The following is a 17,080-nucleotide window of genomic DNA, read 5'->3' as shown; positions in this document are numbered from 1 at the left end:
AAGATCGTGACGAAGCTGCCCGGCATGACGAGTGTCAGCGACGTGTGGAAGACGGCTGACCGCAGTCTCGGGCGGGGAGACGCTGCTTTCGTCGCGGACCTCGCGATCGCGCTCGCCGAGGTCTACGCCTCTGACACCGGGCGGATATGGCAGTACAACAGCGTCTTCAACTATCTGCTCCGGCTGCTGGCCACCACCCCCGGTTCCGGCAACGTCGCCCAAGCACTGCGGCTGGTTTCCTCCGCTGAGGCCGCTGACAGGAAGCTGGACCGCTATACCGCCTCCCTGCTGGCCTCCAGCCAGCCGGCCGAGGGGCTCGCAGTGGCGTTCACCGGACGGGCCCCTGAAGAACTTCGGGCGTGCTTGGTCCATGAGTTGGTGCTCAGAGGCGTCGACGTCACGGAGTCACCGGGGATCGCCGGATGGGCGACGTCGCCGCACTGGAGGCGTCATCCGTTGGGATGGCTGCCGTTGACGCTGTCGGAGCTCGAAGGACGGCCGGATCTTCCGAGTTACAGCGTGCGCGGTGGCAGCCACGCGATGCCGTACGGCCCGCCGGCGACCCGTGAGGTGCCGCGTGATGGCCGGGCACCCGTGCCTCCGGCCGAGGAGACGACAACCGAAGTCGTCGCCAAGGCCACCAGTGTTGCTGTGGCGAAATGGGCCGAGGAGTCGAACGGCCGGATCGAGGCACGAGTCTTCGACCTGGCAGCCCCTCTGGAAGCCGGCTCGGTGGGGAAGACGCTGTTGACGCTCGGGCTGAAGTGTCTGGAAGGTGCGGGGACGAAGAAGGCTGCCCTCTCGGTTGCGGCCTGCCCTCCCGAGTACCCGTGGCGTGTTCTCTTCGCCGCCGCGTCCACGGGCGGCGCCTACAACTCCGGCGTTCGTGGTGCTTACGGCCGACTGGCCGCCTGGCAGTCCATGGCCGGCCTCTCCGGTTCGGCGCAGGGCTGCCCCGTGGAAGAGGTCGAGGCGAGGGCACGGGCATGCACTTGGTATGCCTTTGGCGTCGAAACCAAGTGGTTCGAGCGTGTGGCCTGGGACATCGGTCTCGTCGCTGTCTCTGCAGAGCGCCGACGGTTGACGATGCTGGCGGCGACGGACACCGACTGAGCGCGGTCTTGACCGGTGCGTGGGGTCAAGTCCGGCAAGCTGTGCGGTCCCCGAGAGCCCTGGCCTGCAGCGTCTGACAGTTCGCCTACACGGATGAGGAGCCCTGGATCAGGCCCGAAATCCTCGTTTACCCCCCGACCGCGCAAGGAGCGAAGACGAGCGCCTTGCGAGTGAAGGCTCGCCCGCACGCTCGTGGCTGTGCGGGCTGCACCCAAGCGTCGTAGTGTTCAGGCTCCCCGGTCCGGGGCGACGGCGCGGCTTACGCACTCCCGGAGCAGGGCGCGCCGCTGGTCGTGCACGCTCGTGGGCTCCTGGGGGGAAGCTGCGTAGACGTTGCTCACTGGAGACCAGGCCATGGACATGGCGATGACCATGGCCATCACGTCGAACGGGTCTCCCTGCCTGATACGCCCGGCGGCCTGGGCCTCTGCGATCGCGCGGAGTTTGTGGTCGTCGTAGCGGTCGTGGTCCGCCACGAGATACCCGGTCGGACGGCGCTCCAGGCGTGCCCAGGTCGCGAGGCGGATCAGATCGGGACGGCTGAGGTACTCGTCGTAGAGGCGCACGGCCCAGTCGGCCAGGTCCGTGGCGTCGATGGGGACCACATTGGTGATGCGCTCGAGTGAGGCGAAGAAGATCGCGTCGAAGAGCTGTTCCTTGTTGCCGAAGTACCCATAGAGCTGCGCCTTGTTGGTGCGTGCGGCGGCGACGATCCGCTCGATGCGCGCACCGGCGATGCCGTACTCGGCGAACTCCCGGGTGGCGGCGTCGACGATGCGCTGGTAGGTCGCGGCTCCGCGGCTGCTCGATGGCTGGTCAGGCATACCCGGACCCTAACAGACAGACTCGTCTGTTTGCTTTTCGGTCCACATGGCTCTACGGTCAAACAGACCGAACAGTCTGTCTTAGGAGTCATAGATGCGTTCCACGACCGGATGGCTGGCGGACAGTGCGACGCGGACTCTGCGCCGCACTGTGCTGAAGCGCCGGGATCTGCGCCCGGACGACATCGCGGTACGTATCGACTACTGCGGTGTCTGCCACACAGATCTCCACGCGCTCCGGGCGCACGAGAGCGATGCGACGGGGGTGCTCGTACCGGGGCATGAGTTCACAGGCGTGGTAACCGAGGTCGGCAGCGCGGTTGTCGACTTCTGCCCGGGCGACCCCGTGGCCGTCGGCAACATCGTCGACTCGTGCGGCATGTGCCGCATGTGCCAGGCCGGCCAGGAGAACTTTTGCCATGAGTTCCCGACCCTGACCTACGGCGGAACCGACCGGCAGGACGGGGCGACCACCCTGGGCGGGTACTCACGCGAGTACGTCGTGAGCAATCAGTTTGCCTACCGCCTGCCTCCGCACCTCGACGCAGCCGCCGCAGCTCCCCTGCTCTGCGCCGGCGTCACCGTCTGGGAACCACTGCAGGCGCTCGGAGTGGGCCCGGGCAGCACCGTGGCCGTGGCCGGGCTGGGCGGCCTCGGGCACCTCGCGGTCAAGATGGCGACCGCACTCGGCGCCACGACGTCTGTCATCAGCCGGAACCCGGCCAAGGCTGACGAAGCACACAACCTGGGGGCGCGGGGATTTGTGGTGTCCACCGACCCCAAGCAGATGAAGGCGGTCCGCGACCGGTTCGATGTGGTCATCGACACCATCTCCGCCCCCCACGACCTGGCTCCGTACCTGCGTGTGGTCGCCATGGACGGCACGCTCAGCCACCTCGGCCACCTCGGACCGGTCACCGTGGAAACGATGGACCTGCTTATCGGCCGCAAGAAACTCAGCTCCGCCGGCAGCGGCGGCCGCCCGTCCACCGCTGCCATGCTGCACTTCTGCGCTGAACACGGCATAACCGCCGACATCGAGCTGCTGCCGTCTTCACAGGTGAACACGGCTCTCGAACGACTGGAGCGCAACGACGTCCACTACCGCTTCGTGCTCGACCTGTCCGACCTGGACTGACCGACGGCGCGGCGTCTCCAGCAGCCAGTACGGCGACCACCACAAGAGCGCCCGGGCGCAGGTCAGGTGCCGTATAGGTAGGGAGATCCGCCGAGCAGGTCCGGGGGCATCCCCGAGCAGGGAGTGGTCGTTTTCAAGGAACGCCCTCAGCGTCGCCCACTGGAGATCGGTGCGGACCAGCGGTTGCGCCACATCGGCTTATTGGCCGTGGGTGTCCTTCACCGTGTGGTGGAAGTAGCGCATGTACTTGTCGAACTTGAGCGTGACGCCCGCGTCCTCGGTGCAGTCGGCCTCGATGAAGACTCAGGAGGAGCGCGACGCGGTCCGCTCCCTCGGCCTGATCTGACGGATCCGAGCCGATCTCTCACCTGTGATCCCCGGGCAGCGGCAGCCGCCCGGGGATCCGTGCGTCTCACACCCCCGCAGCCGGCCGTCTCAGTGCCTCACGACCAGCTCGGCCAGGTCCAGAAACGCGTTCAGCGTCGGCGTCCGCAACTGGTTCAGCTCCCGGAAGCCCGGAGAGTGCAGGGACTTGTCGAAGGGGACGGTGACCACCTGGTCGGCACCGATGTCGAAGCGCGTGTGCAGATTGTCCGGTACGGGCCGGGCGGAGAGGCCCTCCACCTGGGTCATCACGACGACCGCCTCGTCCGCCAGGCGTCGGCGCCCGCTGCCGCGCAGCCGGTCGAGCACCCGCCACGCGGCGTCGAGGAACCAGCCGGCGCTGCCGCAGCAAAGGATCAGCCGGTCGGTGAGGTCGAGGACCGTGTCGGCCGACCGGTCCAGCCGCAGGGGAGCCCAGTCGGTGAGGACGAAGGAGTAGTAGGGAGCGGTTCGCGCCAGCGCGTGTGCGTACGCCTGGGCGTGAGCGAGGTTCGGAGGCACGTGCCCGGGCGGGTACGCGGCGACCTCCAGGCCTGACGGCAAGGCCGTAGTGCGGGCGCGAACCTCCTCGTACGACGCCTCGGCCGGCAGGTCGGCCAGATCGCGCACGGTAGCCGGATTCCGGCGGGTGAGAAAGGCGCCGAGCGCGCCCTCGTCGGCAGCCCCGTCGAGGGCGAGGACGGGCTCGCCGCGGACGGCGGCTAGCAGCGAGCCGAGCGCCATCGTCGTGGTCGCCCGGCCGCTGTAGTGGTAGGCGCCGACGAGGGTGACACGCCGGGCGTGGCGCAACGGTCTGCGCAGGCGCGCCAGCCGAGCCTCCCGTTCGCGGCGGGCGGCGGCGAACCGGGGTGGCCGGATCGGCGGTTCGGCGGTGGGCCACACGGCGGCCGGCGGGAGGGCGAGCGGCGCGCGCACCGCCTGCTGGAGGGTGGGGTTGGGCTGCCGCGCGGGAACGTGCTCGTGGGCGATGTAGTTCGCCAGGACGTCCGCGACCTCTCCGGCGGTGGGGCGCTCGGCCGGATCTGGGTCGAGGCAGCGCAGCACGACCCGCCGCAGTGGCGCCCAGGTGTCGCCCTGCCACAGGTGCATGCCCTCGGGCTGTCCGGGCAGTTCCCACCCCGCCTTGCTGCTGACCAGCTGGAGCAGTTCGCCCAGCGCACGCACGTTGTCCTCGGGGACCGGTGCGGGCCCCGTACCCGCGTACCGGCCAGCCACCGCGCAGTCGGACAGGTCGGCGAGCAGGACGGTCCGCCGCAGCACGAAGATGTTCTCGGCGCTGAGGTCCACGGGCACGATCTCGTGGAGATGGCACAGGGCCAGCGCGCTCGCCAGGTGCCAGCCGACGAGGAGCGCGGTGAGTTTGTCGAACGGGGCGGTGCCCGTCCGGTGCGCCTGGTTGAAGAGCTCCGCGAGCCGTGGCGGCTTTCCGGAGCCGTCGTGGACCGGGGTCGTCGCCAGCCAGTGCCTGCGGCTGTCGGCGTCGGTCGCTTCGACGAGCATGGCGGGCGCGTAGTGCCCGTCCAGCCGACGCAGCGCCTCGGCCTCCAGCGCGATCAACTCCGACGTGTCGAAGAGGAGATCGGAGCGTGCGATGCGGACCATGGCCGGGGTGCCCTGCCGGTCGATGCTGTTGTACTCCACCGTCCGCCGCAGCCGTCGTCGGGCGAGGAGCCGGTACTGGCCCAGCCAGCGGGGGTCGTCGTCGGTCAGCGGCTGCCAGCCGTCCGGGGAGGCGGCGCTCTGGCCGGGTCTGCGTTCCAGTCCGTGTACACCCGGGTCGAAGGACACCCCGAACCGGGTCAGCAGCCGCCGCTCCACGCTGGTGAAAGGGCGGTGCGACCCGGGGAGCTGTGCGGAGCCGTCCGGGTGGGCGAGCCAGGCCGGGAAATCGGGAGAGTTGCCTGCGAGCTGTTCCAGGCGGCGACCGATGCTGCGGCTGGTGCGCAGCAGTTCGGACTGCGGGACCGCGTCGAGAAGCACCGACCTCGACGCGTCGGAGAAGTCGAAGACCTGGTGTTTGGCGGGGAGTGGGCCGGGCACCGGCGCTGGATGCGGCCGCATGAGGCCGCCGAGGAAGACCTCCGCGAGGTGGGAGGTCCGAGCCCGCCACGGGACCGCCGTCTGGACGAGCCGCATGACCGGCACCGTGAGCGGGGATACGGCCGCCAGATGGGCGGCGAGCCGGTACGCCTCCGGGGTGGCCGCGTCCCGGAAGTGCTGGGCGTCGCCCGGGTCGGGCGGTGCGGTGGCCATGTCGCCGTACCGGCGCGGTCGGGCCAGCAGCGGCAGCTGGACCGTGGCGCCGGGTGAGGCGAGCAGATGGGACCAGTTCCGCAAGGAGGCGGCGGTCGGTTCCAGGACCGGGACCGGTATACCGTCGAAGCGGGCGAGGTCGGGTGGCAGGACCGGGTCGGTGATCTCCCAGGAGGTGTTGGCGCCGCCGATCCGCCGGGTCGTGGCCTGCCAGCGCTCCGCCTGGATGCCGGACCCTTCCCACAGGTCGGGCGGCAGGGTGTGCAGAAGGGCGGCCGGGCCGCGGGAGGCCCACGCGGACAGCAGGGCGTGCAGCGCGCCGCTGCGCCAGGAGGCGCCCATGCCGTCGCTGACGACCAGGACTAGGGTCCGGCCCGACGGGTCGCTGACCGCACTGAGCGGTACGGGGGTGCTGTCGGGGCGGAACGGGCGTGCGTGCAGGCGCGCTTCGCCGGGGCTGCGGGCGTCGAGGCCCAGGACGCGGGTGGTGGCGAAGGCGCCGAGGCGTTCGAGGAGTGTGCGCAGTTCGGCACCGAGGCGGTGCCAGAGCAGCATCGACAGGCCGTCGTCGACGAGCAGCGCGAGATGGAGCCAGCGCTCCTGTACGGGGCGTAGTACCACGTCGGGCAGCAGGGTCTCGGCGAGTTCGGCGGCGGTGCGTTCCTCGTCGATCTCCAGCCGGTGCGGGCTTGCCTGACGACGCCGCAACGGCCGCAGCGCGCGCCCCAGTTCGAGCTCGCCGGTCAGGGCCTTGTCCTCCGGTACCCGCACGGGGAGTGCCTTGCTCGGCCCGGGGTCCTGCCGCAACCGGATCTCGGGGATCGTCGGCGAGGGCTGCCGGGCCGCCGCGTAGAGGGAGGGGGCGGTGAGGTCGGGCAGGTCCGGATCGTCGGGGTCGGGCCCCGTGGCGGGCCGGGTCGGCGCGGTCTTGTCCGGCTCGTCGGCGGCCGGCGGCTGCGGCACCTGCGGCTCGACGCCCGCGGGCCGGCCGAGCGGTGCCTCGACCCCACCGGGCAGCCGCCGGGCCAGCCACAGCACGTCCAGCACCTGATCGGCGTCCAGCTCCTGTCCGGCGGACGCCAGCACCCGCAGAGCCTCGCTGAGCCGCGTACCACCCCCACCGGCACTCACGACGCACCCGCCCCCGCGGCTGCATATGTCCCAGCCCCGCACCCCTTCGGGGCGCTGCCGCGCCGGACCCGCTCAGTGTCCCGACAGACAGCGTCCGCCCCCTCGCGGCGCCCACCCTCGCCACGGGCGCGGGGCCCGCAGTGGGCCCGCCCAGGGGGCGCCCCTGCGGGGCCGCGCACCACCTCCAGCACTCCCATTGCCGTCACAACGCCCCGGTCAGCTGGTGCAACACGGCGTCCAGCAGGCCCTCCGCGTCCAGGTCCACCCCGCCATTGCGCAGGAACACCGCGTTGAGGAGCTGGTCTGTGGCCAGCTCACCCGGGGCGCGGCGGCGCAGGAAGGCCTCGATCAGGTCGTCCGCGTCCCGCAGGGCCTCCTCGCCGAGGTGGGCGGTGACGATGGCGCGCAGGCGGGCCTCGTCCGGGACCGGGAGGGCGAGACGGACGCAGCGGCGCAGGAAGGCCGGCGGGAACTCGCGTTCGCCGTTGCTCGTAATGACGACGACCGGGAACTCGGCGCACTGGACGCGGCCCTGGTGGACCGTCACCGTGCCCCGGTGGTCGGCGGTCTGGACCTCCACGTCGGCCATGTCCTCGGGAAGCCGGGTCAGTTCGGGGATGTCGAAGTAGCCCTCCTCGAAGACGGTGAGCAGGTCGTTGGGCAGGTCGACGTCGCCCTTGTCCATCTCGTCGATGAGCAGGGCCCGTGGGGTCGCCGACGGGACGAGCGCCGTCCCCAGCGGGCCGAGCCTGATGAACGTGCCGATCGACGGCTCGCGTTCGCCTCGGTCGCGACTCAGCGTCGTCTCGCGCAGGCGGCCGATCGCGTCGTACTGATAGAGCGCCTCCCGTACCGTCGACCGGCTGTTGATGGACCAGCGCAGCAGCTCGCCCAGCCGCAGCTCGTGCGCGATCGCCCGGGCGAGCGACGACTTGCCGGTGCCGGCCGGGCCGGTCACCAGCAGTGGGCGGCGCAGATGCAGCGCGGCGTTGACGACGTCGGCGTGTTCCGGCTGGATCAGATAAGGCAGTTCGGGACGGACGGTGGGTGTCGGGCTGAACCGGCGCCACGGGGGCGCTGAGGGCAGGGTGACGGCGCGCGGGACGCCGTCGCCGCGGAAGAGGCGCCAGTCGGCCTCGGAAGCGGAGGTCATGCGCTCTCCTGTGGTTCGCTCAGGTGCAGTCGGGGCACGGTACGGTCGGCGTCGGCCCAGGCGAGGACCGGGCGGCCGGGGAACTCCGGGGCGCGGGTGCCCCGGGCGTTGGCCCGGTAGACCCGTACCGCGTCGGGCAGTTCGCGGATGGCGACGTCCGCCATGTGCTTGGTGACATGCGAGGGCGTGTCCCGGCCGCGGTCCCACACGACCACCGGTATGCCCACGGCGAGACAGATCTGAACGATGGCGTCGCGCGGCCCCGGCGGCACGTCGACGCAGACCCGGACCGTGTCGAGTCGTCCCATCAGCTCGTAGTAGATCTGGTGCGGGTCCTGCGCCGGGTCCGAGACGACGAGCGTCTCGCCGGAGTCGAGCTGTCTCCACCGCTCTCGCCAGTCGGGAAGAAAACGCTCGTGCCGGCGCAGGAGTTCCGGACAGTGCACGATCAGAGGGAACTCGACACCGAGCACCCCCGGCACGACCTCGCCGGGCACCTGAGCCGCCCACTCGTCGACCGGCAGGTTCAGATCGGCGCGGTCCACCAGCACCTCCACTAGCGGCCGCCCGCCGTCCTCGGTGGACGGCGTGAGGGTCTCCAGGACGCGCAGCAGTTCGCGGGCCGCCTGGGACGCCGTGTGGGAGGCGGTGCTGTCCGCCGACACTTGCCGGGGCCCGGTGCCCTCGTCGCACCAGATGCGCAGCCGGTGCCGCCCCCGCCCGGCTCGCGCCACCTGGACCAGCACCCGCTTGCGCGGGGCGCGGCCGCGGAGCATCCGGGCCCAGTCCTGGGCGTCCGAGCGCCGCTCCCGCAGTGCCGCCTCCGGGATGCCGAGCCGCACCCGCACACCGTCCGACCACAGCCGGAGCTCCGCCTGCCGGGGCGCCGGGCACAGCACGGCGACGTACTCGACGACCCGCAGCAGCGCCGGGACCCGGGGCTCGCCGTCGTCGGAGTGGCCGTCCCCGGACAGCTCCTCCAGCTTGTCCAGCAGGACGTCCAGGGTGCTCCCGTCGGTCGGGACGGTGACCCGTTTGGCGGCCTCGCGCACCGCCTCGGGGATCCGCTCCAGCACCGGCCGGTCGACCTTGCGCAGCAGCTGGTGCAGCCGGTGGCGTTCGCGTGGGGAGAGCAGCAGCGGGGTCCGGGAGAGCCGGCCGGCGACCAACACGCGGTTGGTGGCGTCAGGGTTCCTGGGCCGCAGGATCTCGGTGAAGGCCGCGAGGGCGCGAGGATGGCGGAGCAGAAAGGCAGCGAATTCCTCGATGGGCGGCGGGCTGACAGGGCTGCCCTGCCCGACGTCGCACGCGAGCGCCAGTTGGCGGGCGGTGTCGCCGAGCGAGTACGGAGACGGCAGAGCGTTGCGGACCGCGTCCACGAGCATGCCGAAGGCGGGTTCGTCCGGGTCGGTGTCCTCGCTGTCCTCGGTGAGGAGTACGCCGAGGGGTCGCAGCTCGGCCTCGATCCGCTGCCAGGGGATGCCCCAGCTGCGCCGGATCATGTGCTGGGGGCTGTGCGGCAGCGCGGCCCCGCCGGCATCGCAGGGCGGCATGAAGTGCGCGGCGACGAGTCCTACGACGGCCCCGTCCTCCTCGGACCACAGCGGACCGCCGCTGTAGCCTGGACCGACCGCCATGCCCGTGCCCTTGCCGTCGAGATAGCCGATCGGGCCGTCGAGGGCGGCGACCTGCAGATCGGCGAAGGTAGCGCTGTGCCCGCTGCCGTGCCAGGCGCGCACCTTCTGACCGGGCGCCATGGCCGTACGGCGGCCAGGCGCGGGCACTCCGCCGGGCGGCGCGTCGATCCGCAGCACCGCCAGATCACCGAGCCACTCCCCGTCGCCGTCCCGCACGGCTCCACCGTCGCGGGCGCGCGGCTCGATCCAGTGGGCGACACGCGCGGGGTACCGCTCGGTCTTGCGGGTCCCCCTCACCTCGACGAACAGCTCGTCGAGGCCGGGCGGTCGGGGCTCGAACATCGCCCTGCCCAAGGCGTCGTTGACGACATGCGCGCACGTCAGAACCGTGTCGTCGCCGAGTACGACCGCCGCGCCCGCCGTCTTGCCGTCGGCAGTGCGGCGCACGGTCGCCACCCAGGGTCTGGCCTCGTCGCCGGGCACCGCCTCGACCTGCTTGAACCACCCCACGGTCACTCCGCGCCGGGTGACGGCTTCCAACTGGCGGTGACGGTGAGGTGCGCCTGCCCGTTGCCGCCGACGATCCCGAGCTTGAGATCCTGCCCGACCTGCACGCCGAAGGTCACGCTGAGTTCGCTCGGCGGTTCCGGTACGGCCGTGGCGGCGTCGTGCACCTCCTGCAGCAGCGGCCCGAGTGGCTTGAGCGCCCCGCGCAGGGTGGCGGCCGCGAGGTTGGCGACGCTCGCACGGCCTCCCGCGGCGACGGGGACGGCCCTTCCCATTCCCTCAGGGAGGTCGTCGTCGCGCGCGGGGGGTTGCTCCGGGGCCGGGGTGGGAGCGAGCAGGAACCTTACGGGCGTACCGTCTTCGAACGCTGACTCCAAGAAGGTGGACACCGCGACATTGTGACTGAATTCTCATGGTCGGAGGGAGAGTTCAGCACGTAAGACGCACCGACCCGACACGAAGATGTACCATGCCGGTCGATCCTGCCGAGGCCAACTCCCCTGTTCAGAGGTGCAGTCGGCTCCGGCGTCAGCCGCCGTCGGGGCCGGGCAGCCGCTTCTCGACCCAGTGGCTGGCGTAGACGTTGTCGTCGTACGCCGGGATGTCCGTGTAACCGCACGCCCGGTACACTCCTGCGCCTCGGTGAGCGCGGCGTGCGTGTCGAGGCGTACGACGGTCAGGCCCCTGGCCGTGGCCTCGCATTCGAGGGCACCGAGCAGGCGGCGGACCGGGCCGAGGTGGCGGGCGTCGGGGGTGGACCCATATGGCCGATCTCAACCGAGATCCTCTGCCGTGCTGCCGCTGCCTGCGGCCAGAGCTGGGGACGTTCGTCCGGACGCATCTGGGGAGAAACCCTACGCTGACAGCAGTGTTGTCAGCCTGGACCAGGGATACGGCACCGCTGATACCGTTGATCACGGTTCCCGTGGGGCATCCCAACGTTCCCGCCATCGACCTGCACCCGCGCGGCCCTGGCGGCTGCGTCCCCGGACTCAGCGCGGACGGTGTCCGCCAACGGGAGAAGTGGAGCTCGTCGCCCGCCAGTTCATCAGCGGCAGCGGCACGCTCGCCCGGAATGACGCCGGTCATCAGCAGCGCGTTGGCGCGGTCGTCCCGCAGCCCGAAGACGGTGAACACCTCGACCGTGCCGGCCAACTCGACTTGCGCAGGGGGGTCGGCCGGATCGAGGCCGAGGCCGAGGACCATACCCTCCACGGCGTAGGCCAGTTCCGACGCCTGTCCTTCACCTGATCACGACCGGTGTGGGGGACCGGGCGCAGGTGTTCAGCATGCGCTTGATGAGCAGCGCACCGCCCTTCCCGATGTGACGACCGCCGCACTCCGCATGACACGCCCGACCATCGACGTGCTGCGCTTATGATCTTCGTCGTACGACCCTGTGCGCCCCCCGTGCGCGATCGGCCCGCTCGCACAGCGGTTGAGCCCATCCACGCGAGGTGCTGCGGGGCGAGCCGGGGATCGGCAAGAAGCGCCCTGCTGATAACAGCGGTGCCGGAGGCTGCGGGGATGACCGTGTTGCCTGCCACGGCCATCGAGATGGAAGTCGAACTAGCCTTCGCAGGCCACAGTGACCTGGTGTGTCCCGTAGAGCCCCTCATCGACCAGCTGCCGTCGGCAGGGGCGAGCGGCCTGCGCACCGTCCTGCCACAGGAAGGAAGGGCGCACGCCGGACACGGTGACCCTGATGGTAGGCCTCGGGTGAGCCGCCGTCGGGCTGACCAGGGATGCGCTGACGGACGCGATCCGTGCCCGGTGGTCTGAGGTCGAGATCGACTCGATGCACCGCAGTGAAGTGCGCAGCCTCATATGGCAGTTCGAGACGGAGAACGGCCCAGGTGGGGCGTATCTGCACGAGGACGGTTCCTGCCTGTACATGGACGTCTGGGAGGAAGACGCGATCTGGTTGGCGCTCGCGTTCCGCAGGCTGACACCCATGCACCCTGACCTGGTGCTCTGCGATGAGGGTTATACCTTCGACGTTCGTCTGCGGGCTGGGACGACCGAGGCCGAATTGACGGACCTGGTGAATGCTGCGGGTTGATCTCGGCCCGTGGCGGCGAGCTGGAGGACCAGGACGGCTTGGACGAGACTCGTGATCCGGGTCGTCGAACAGCGGAGTTTGCGGAGGAGGCGCCAGGACTTCAGGGTGGCGATCGCCTGCTCGATCAGTGCGCGGATCTTTGCGTGGAACCGGTTGACTGGCCGGCGGAGAGGCTGTCCCATCGGCCGTGGTAATGGAGACGGACCGTGCCGCCTGCCCCCTGGTAGCCCTTGTCAGCCCAGCAGGTTATGCCAGCCTCAGCGAGTGCCTCGATGATCCCGTGCTCGCGCGCGGCCCGGACGTCGTGGACGGCGCCGGTTAGGGCTGGTGAAACCCACATCAGACGCCCCTTCGGATCGCTCTCAAAGGCCAGCTTGACCTGGAACAACACAGCGGGCGGACCTTCGAGGGCGTCGCGATCCGGGTCGCCCAGCGCATTCTCGCGCTGGCTGCCGGTGCCTTCGCGCTGGCACCAGACGCTGTCCAGCTCACGGCCATCCGGCTGGGTGTGGCGGGCCGGGCCGGAGGGAGGGGACGAAGCCGGCGCGTTCCAGGGCGTGCCGGCGGGCGGGCCCGCGTCCGGGACCGGGAGGCCGTGGGCCGCCCGGGTACGTCGGAGGAGCGACCGGCTCATGGCCCCCCGTTTGTATTCGCCCTCGTCCCCAACGGCGACCACACGGGCCGCGCCCGGAATTGCCGTCAGCAGTTCCTGATGCTCCAGACGGGCGTCCAGTAGTAGCGGGAGTTGGAGCTGTACGGTGCCGGGGTGGCGTCGTAGGCGGATCCGTCCGCACCGTAGAAGATCGCCCTCGTACCGGGGGTCTGATCGTTGATCCACGACCCCCAGCCTCCCCACGGCATGCCACGCCTTCCGCATTCGTACCAGCGCAGGGCGTCGCCGTTGAATCCCTCCCGGCTGTAGGCGCAGAACCAGCCGCTGTGGACCTGCCCTTGCAGGCATGGGTCGAACGCGGCCCGGGAGCTGTCGCCGGACGCGAAGTCCCTCGGGTGTTTCTCTCCGGGCAGGGCGACCAGCAGTGTGGCATCGCCGCCGAGGTCGATTTCGTTGAGTGCGACCTGCTTCCCGCCGGTCCGCTTCACATATCGGTCGACCTTCGTCTGGAGCGATGCTGTCTGGGCCTTCGTCAAGTGCGCCTTCGCGGCCTGGTCCGCGAAGGGCCCTGCGGCTCTTGCGGCCGAGACGCTCGTGGTGTCGGAGCCCGGCGCGGCGGCGGCAGCGGTCGTCCCGGTTCCGAACAGCAGGGCGGCGGTCGCAGTGACAACCGCGAGTATGGGTATGCGCATGGCGTGTTCCCCCGATTCCAATGCCCCCTCGCATGCCAGGGAGCAATCTGACTTCAGGGTTGTTCGGGACACACGAGACGGACAAGTCCGGAATCAGCCACTTCGGTTGAAGCCTGAAACTTGCGTGATGTCGCGTCATCCGATGACCGCCCGCCGCGGGTGTTCGTGGCGTGTCATCGATGTACTCGTAGGTCTTTCCGTCCCGAGGCAGGCCGGCCGTGGCGGTGACGCTCGCCGGGTGCGGCGAACGTTGCTCGGCTATGTGCGCCGCGCTCATGACCAGGTCTTGGCGGAGGTCGTGGGTGAGGCCGCGGGGGCCCAACCGGCTCGACTGACGTTGTCGCCGTGATGTCGTCAAGGTGAGCCCGGCTTCGGCGAGGCATCCGTTGATGAGGTCGCTGCGGCACTGGATCTGGCGGAGACCGTGTCGGAGCGTGCGGATGAGGTGGTCAGGGTCGGTGAAGGCGGTGTTTGTCTGGCTGCTGCGTCGCAGTAGGGACCAGATGCCCTCGACGGGGTTGAGGTCCGGTGCGCAGGCCTGCATGAAGTAGCAGGTGATCCAGTCGTGGGTGTCGACGAACTCCCGCAGTCGGCGCTCTTTGCGGACGTTGAGGTTGTCCCAATCGATGACCTGTTCGCGCAGGCCCCGGATGAAGCATGGGAGAAGATCTCCTGCGGCGACGGCGCGAAGGGGCCCCGCGTCTATCACTGGGCAGCGGTGCGGCTGCCGGCCGTCGCCGAGTTCGACAATCAGGGCGAGGTCCCTCACCGGATGCGGTGGGCACTGGCCCGGCGCAGCATCAGCAAGCCCGACGAGATCGTCTACTACCTCGCCTACGCGTCCCTTCAGGTCACTGTCCAGGCGCTGGTGCGGGTCACCGGGGCACGCTGGGCGATCGAGGAGTGCTTCCAGGCGGCGAAGAACGACTGCGGCCTGGACCAGTACGAGGTCCGCCGCTACGTGGGCTGGTATCGGCACATCACTCTGGCCATGCTCGCGCACGCCTTCCTGGCCGCCACGGCACACCAGCCCTGAGAAAAGGGGGTGGAACGGGTGAGACGCCCGGGGCCATCGGGCTCACGGTGGCGGTTCGGCGGCTCCTGGCAGCTTGTCGTGCCCGGCCTCCGCACCTGAGCGGACACCGCGGACGACACCGTGCGTTGAGCTGGTCGAACTGGCGCCGCCGACGCCAAGCAGTCGCCCACCGCTGCCATTATCCGCGGCGTTGCCGCACGATCGAGGGGCGGTCTCCGTGAGCTGGCCACCGCACGATCGACCAGGTCAGACAGTGAAATCCTGCTGGAGTATTAGTGGCTAGTGAGACCAGGACCGAGATCACGCCGCCCGAGTCGGCAGTTTTACGGCGGGCTCCGTTCCCCGCCCAGTGGCCTGCGACGCCATTGTCGGAGGACGCCTGAGGGAAACACGGCACTCACGCCGCTCCCGTGTGTGCCGGCGCCCAAACGCGCTCCTCAAGGGCTCCCAAACTCCTGGGGACTCAAGCACGCAGTGCCCTGGTTGGGGCAGGGGACGGCCTTCACTGAGCTCACTGGATCGGGGAGTCGGGCGGGGGAAGCCGGATGATGCGCTCCCGGTCGACGGAGTCGACGCCATCGACCGCCTCCAGGGCCGAGATCCGGTCCTCCGCGACGGTACCGGAGAGCGTGCCGAGGACCGACTGCTCGCCCGTGACCGTCAGCCCGGCCCGCCGCAGGGCCTCGACCACCTCCGCGAACCGGTCGGGGTCGACCGCAAGGATGACCCCGACCGGCGCGGATGGGGACGACTCGCTCACGGGGCCTGGAGCAGGCCCGCCCCGACGTCCCGGACGGGCTGCATCAGCGGGAACGCGCCGGACTTCAGGCCGGCCATGAGATCGGCCGCGGAGGCGTTGGGGTTCGCCTGGGCGAGCAGGGCGATGACACCCGCCACGTGCGGCGTGGCCATGCTGGTGCCACTCATTGACTGGTACCCGCCGCCGGGGGCGGCCGAGTGCACCTGCCAGCCGGGCGCGGCGATGTTGATCTCGCCACCCTGTCCGTTGATGCTGGCGTTGGAGAAGAACGTCGGCGCGATCGCCTTCTCGAGCGCGGCCACCGCGAGGATGGAGGGACAGTTGGCGGGCCGACCGACCGGCTGGATGACCTGGGGGCGTTGGCTTTCGTTGCCCGCGGCGGCGACGATCACCGTTCCGCGCTCCAGCGCGCGCCGGGCCAGGATCTCGTAGGTCTGAGGGAACAGTTCACCCGGTCGGACCCCAGCGCCCAGCGACATGGAGATCACCCGCGCGCCGTGAGCAACGGCCCAGGCCATACCCGCCAGTATCTGGCCGTCGGATCCGATACCCGCGTTGCTGAGCACCTTTCCCGCGAGGATCTGGGCCTCGGGAGCCACGCCGTAGCGGGGGCCCTGCCGGGGGCCGGCCGGACCGGCGGCGGTGCCGATGCAGTGCGTGCCGTGGCCATGGCCGTCCTTTACGGTCTCGCCGGGCACGAAGGATTCCGTCGCCTCGATGCGGCCGGCGAAGTCCGGATGGTCGGTGTCCACGCCGGTGTCCAGGACGGCGATCTTCACACCGCGTCCGGTCAGGTGGGACAGGTTGGCCCGGATCGCCTGCAGGCCCCAGGTCCACTTCTCCTCGATCCAGGACGGGCCCTGGCCTGCGGCTATCTCGGCCCTGGTGTGGCGGACGACCACGTCCTCGTCGCTGCGGTAGGCCGGGAAGTACTCGGTCGGCGCCTGCTGCGGGGCGGTGATCGGCAGCGCGTAGACCATGCGCTCCGGTTCCGCCGCGATGATCGAGGGTTCCGCCTCGGCCGTGGTCGCCAGCGCGTGGCGCTGCTCGGGCCGGACCTCGACGACGGCCGCGTTGAGGTCCTCGAAGAGAACCGAGACGTCGGGTCGATCGAGGAGTTCGGCAACGTTCCCGGCCTCGGTGCCTCGAACGCGCTCGACGGACGCGATGTCGGCGGAAGAACGCAGTGCGTTGATTCCGCTCTCCTGGTTGCTCGGGTCGAGCAGGACCACGTACCGGCCGGTGTACTCGGCGCCCTGGCCTCTGACGGAGCCGTTGGGCCGGTTGGGCTGCTCGCCGAAGGCACGCCCGTCCATGGGACCGATCGCCATTGCATTTCCCACTTTCTGCTGGTTTACCCCGCTTCGTGGACGCGCGCCGATGCGTGGAGTGTCGGGTGCGAGGGGTGGCGGGGTGCGGTTCAATCGTGGATCAACGCGTGATGCCGTCGCCGGCAAGGCTGCCCCTCGCCAGGCCGTCGGCGCCCCTCGCTTAGACCGTGGCATTGGGCACGGAGGCCCGCAACTTAGCGCCGCCCCCACGGCGCGAGGCGGCGCCCCGCCTGTCGGCCCAATGCCTCACCCTTCATCTGACCAGCTGGTCAGACAGCGATGCTGGAGTATTAGTACTCCAGCGGGGATCGTGTCCTGAGCTGCGTTTTCGGTAGTGGCAGCGGCGGGCGACGGCCTGGCGGTGCCTTCTCCGGACCGACCACTTCAGTGCGTGGGTGACGGGGTCGCGGTCGGCTCGTGGGCGGGGCGGGAGAGGGTCCAGAAGC

Annotated in this window: 13 protein-coding genes and 2 pseudogenes; 6 read left to right on the top strand and 9 right to left on the bottom strand. The window is 70.4% G+C overall.

The features are described 5' to 3' along the window. Window positions 1-6 precede the first annotated feature (6 nt). Window positions 7-1,113: a DUF6183 family protein gene (locus ABZ899_RS24195; RefSeq protein ID WP_361349812.1), complete on the top strand. Its 1,107-nt coding sequence runs from the start codon at window positions 7-9 to the stop codon at window positions 1,111-1,113. Window positions 1,114-1,340: 227 nt separating this feature from the next. Here the strand turns inward: ABZ899_RS24195 and ABZ899_RS24190 are convergent, their stop codons facing one another. Next, the gene (locus ABZ899_RS24190) at window positions 1,341-1,937 is read right to left on the bottom strand and encodes a TetR family transcriptional regulator (RefSeq protein WP_361349809.1); all 597 of its coding nucleotides are present in this window, start codon (window positions 1,935-1,937) and stop codon (window positions 1,341-1,343) included. Between the two features lie 94 nt (window positions 1,938-2,031). On the opposite strand from ABZ899_RS24190, the gene ABZ899_RS24185 reads away from it, so the two are divergent. After that, on the top strand, window positions 2,032-3,075 hold the full coding sequence (locus tag ABZ899_RS24185) for an NAD(P)-dependent alcohol dehydrogenase (RefSeq protein ID WP_361349806.1): 1,044 nt from the start codon (window positions 2,032-2,034) through the stop codon (window positions 3,073-3,075). Between the two features lie 435 nt (window positions 3,076-3,510). Here the strand turns inward: ABZ899_RS24185 and ABZ899_RS24180 are convergent, their stop codons facing one another. The 4 genes from ABZ899_RS24180 to ABZ899_RS24165 form a co-directional block, all read right to left on the bottom strand. Further along, complete coding sequence (locus ABZ899_RS24180; protein WP_361349803.1) at window positions 3,511-6,843, bottom strand: SAV_2336 N-terminal domain-related protein; 3,333 nt, start codon at window positions 6,841-6,843, stop codon at window positions 3,511-3,513. A gap of 202 nt (window positions 6,844-7,045) precedes the next feature. Continuing rightward, the gene (locus ABZ899_RS24175) at window positions 7,046-7,996 is read right to left on the bottom strand and encodes a MoxR family ATPase (protein WP_361349800.1); all 951 of its coding nucleotides are present in this window, start codon (window positions 7,994-7,996) and stop codon (window positions 7,046-7,048) included. Further along, complete coding sequence (locus ABZ899_RS24170) at window positions 7,993-10,143, bottom strand: trypsin-like peptidase domain-containing protein (protein ID WP_361349797.1); 2,151 nt, start codon at window positions 10,141-10,143, stop codon at window positions 7,993-7,995. The genes ABZ899_RS24175 and ABZ899_RS24170 overlap by 4 nt, the downstream gene beginning before the upstream one ends. Before the next feature lie 2 nt (window positions 10,144-10,145). After that, window positions 10,146-10,478, bottom strand: a complete 333-nt coding sequence (locus ABZ899_RS24165; protein WP_361350037.1) for a CU044_2847 family protein — start codon at window positions 10,476-10,478, stop codon at window positions 10,146-10,148. A 685-nt stretch (window positions 10,479-11,163) separates the two neighbouring features. On the opposite strand from ABZ899_RS24165, the gene ABZ899_RS24160 reads away from it, so the two are divergent. Next, on the top strand, window positions 11,164-11,391 hold the full coding sequence (locus tag ABZ899_RS24160; RefSeq protein WP_361349794.1) for a hypothetical protein: 228 nt from the start codon (window positions 11,164-11,166) through the stop codon (window positions 11,389-11,391). A gap of 547 nt (window positions 11,392-11,938) precedes the next feature. Next, window positions 11,939-12,202 (top strand): hypothetical protein, encoded by a 264-nt coding sequence (locus tag ABZ899_RS24155; protein WP_361350050.1) that lies wholly within the window; start codon window positions 11,939-11,941, stop codon window positions 12,200-12,202. An 8-nt stretch (window positions 12,203-12,210) separates the two neighbouring features. Here ABZ899_RS24155 and ABZ899_RS24150 read toward each other — a convergent pair. Continuing rightward, window positions 12,211-12,563 (bottom strand): annotated as a pseudogene (locus ABZ899_RS24150) (transposase family protein); the annotation flags it as partial. Between ABZ899_RS24150 and ABZ899_RS24145 the strand changes: the two are divergent. Then, window positions 12,564-12,665 (top strand): annotated as a pseudogene (locus ABZ899_RS24145) (IS982 family transposase); the annotation flags it as partial. Window positions 12,666-12,901: 236 nt separating this feature from the next. Here the strand turns inward: ABZ899_RS24145 and ABZ899_RS24140 are convergent. Next, the gene (locus tag ABZ899_RS24140) at window positions 12,902-13,507 is read right to left on the bottom strand and encodes a hypothetical protein (RefSeq protein ID WP_361349792.1); all 606 of its coding nucleotides are present in this window, start codon (window positions 13,505-13,507) and stop codon (window positions 12,902-12,904) included. Window positions 13,508-14,072: 565 nt separating this feature from the next. Here ABZ899_RS24140 and ABZ899_RS24135 point away from each other — a divergent pair. Then, the gene (locus ABZ899_RS24135) at window positions 14,073-14,543 is read left to right on the top strand and encodes a hypothetical protein (protein WP_361349789.1); all 471 of its coding nucleotides are present in this window, start codon (window positions 14,073-14,075) and stop codon (window positions 14,541-14,543) included. A 511-nt stretch (window positions 14,544-15,054) separates the two neighbouring features. Here the strand turns inward: ABZ899_RS24135 and ABZ899_RS24130 are convergent. Both ABZ899_RS24130 and ABZ899_RS24125 read right to left on the bottom strand, forming a co-directional pair. Beyond that, window positions 15,055-15,303, bottom strand: a complete 249-nt coding sequence (locus tag ABZ899_RS24130) for a hypothetical protein (RefSeq protein ID WP_361349786.1) — start codon at window positions 15,301-15,303, stop codon at window positions 15,055-15,057. After that, complete coding sequence (locus ABZ899_RS24125; protein ID WP_361349783.1) at window positions 15,300-16,634, bottom strand: S8 family serine peptidase; 1,335 nt, start codon at window positions 16,632-16,634, stop codon at window positions 15,300-15,302. The genes ABZ899_RS24130 and ABZ899_RS24125 overlap by 4 nt, the downstream gene beginning before the upstream one ends. Between the last annotated feature and the right edge of the window lie 446 nt (window positions 16,635-17,080).

The organism is Streptomyces sp. NPDC046859 (assembly GCF_040645135.1).
Taxonomy (GTDB): Bacteria; Actinomycetota; Actinomycetes; order Streptomycetales; family Streptomycetaceae; genus Streptomyces.
Note: the sequence above shows the minus strand (reverse complement) of the source record. Positions and strands in the feature narration are given on the sequence as shown.

Excerpts from the sequence above, each read along its gene's own strand:
- ABZ899_RS24175 (WP_361349800.1), bottom strand. The coding sequence starts at position 7,996 with ATGACCTCCGCTTCCGAGGCCGACTGGCGCCTCTTCCGCGGCGACGGC.
- ABZ899_RS24190 (WP_361349809.1), bottom strand. The coding sequence starts at position 1,937 with ATGCCTGACCAGCCATCGAGCAGCCGCGGAGCCGCGACCTACCAGCGC.
- ABZ899_RS24185 (WP_361349806.1), top strand. The coding sequence starts at position 2,032 with ATGCGTTCCACGACCGGATGGCTGGCGGACAGTGCGACGCGGACTCTG.
- ABZ899_RS24140 (WP_361349792.1), bottom strand. The coding sequence starts at position 13,507 with ATGCGCATACCCATACTCGCGGTTGTCACTGCGACCGCCGCCCTGCTG.
- ABZ899_RS24155 (WP_361350050.1), top strand. The coding sequence starts at position 11,939 with ATGCACCGCAGTGAAGTGCGCAGCCTCATATGGCAGTTCGAGACGGAG.
- ABZ899_RS24125 (WP_361349783.1), bottom strand. The coding sequence starts at position 16,634 with ATGGCGATCGGTCCCATGGACGGGCGTGCCTTCGGCGAGCAGCCCAAC.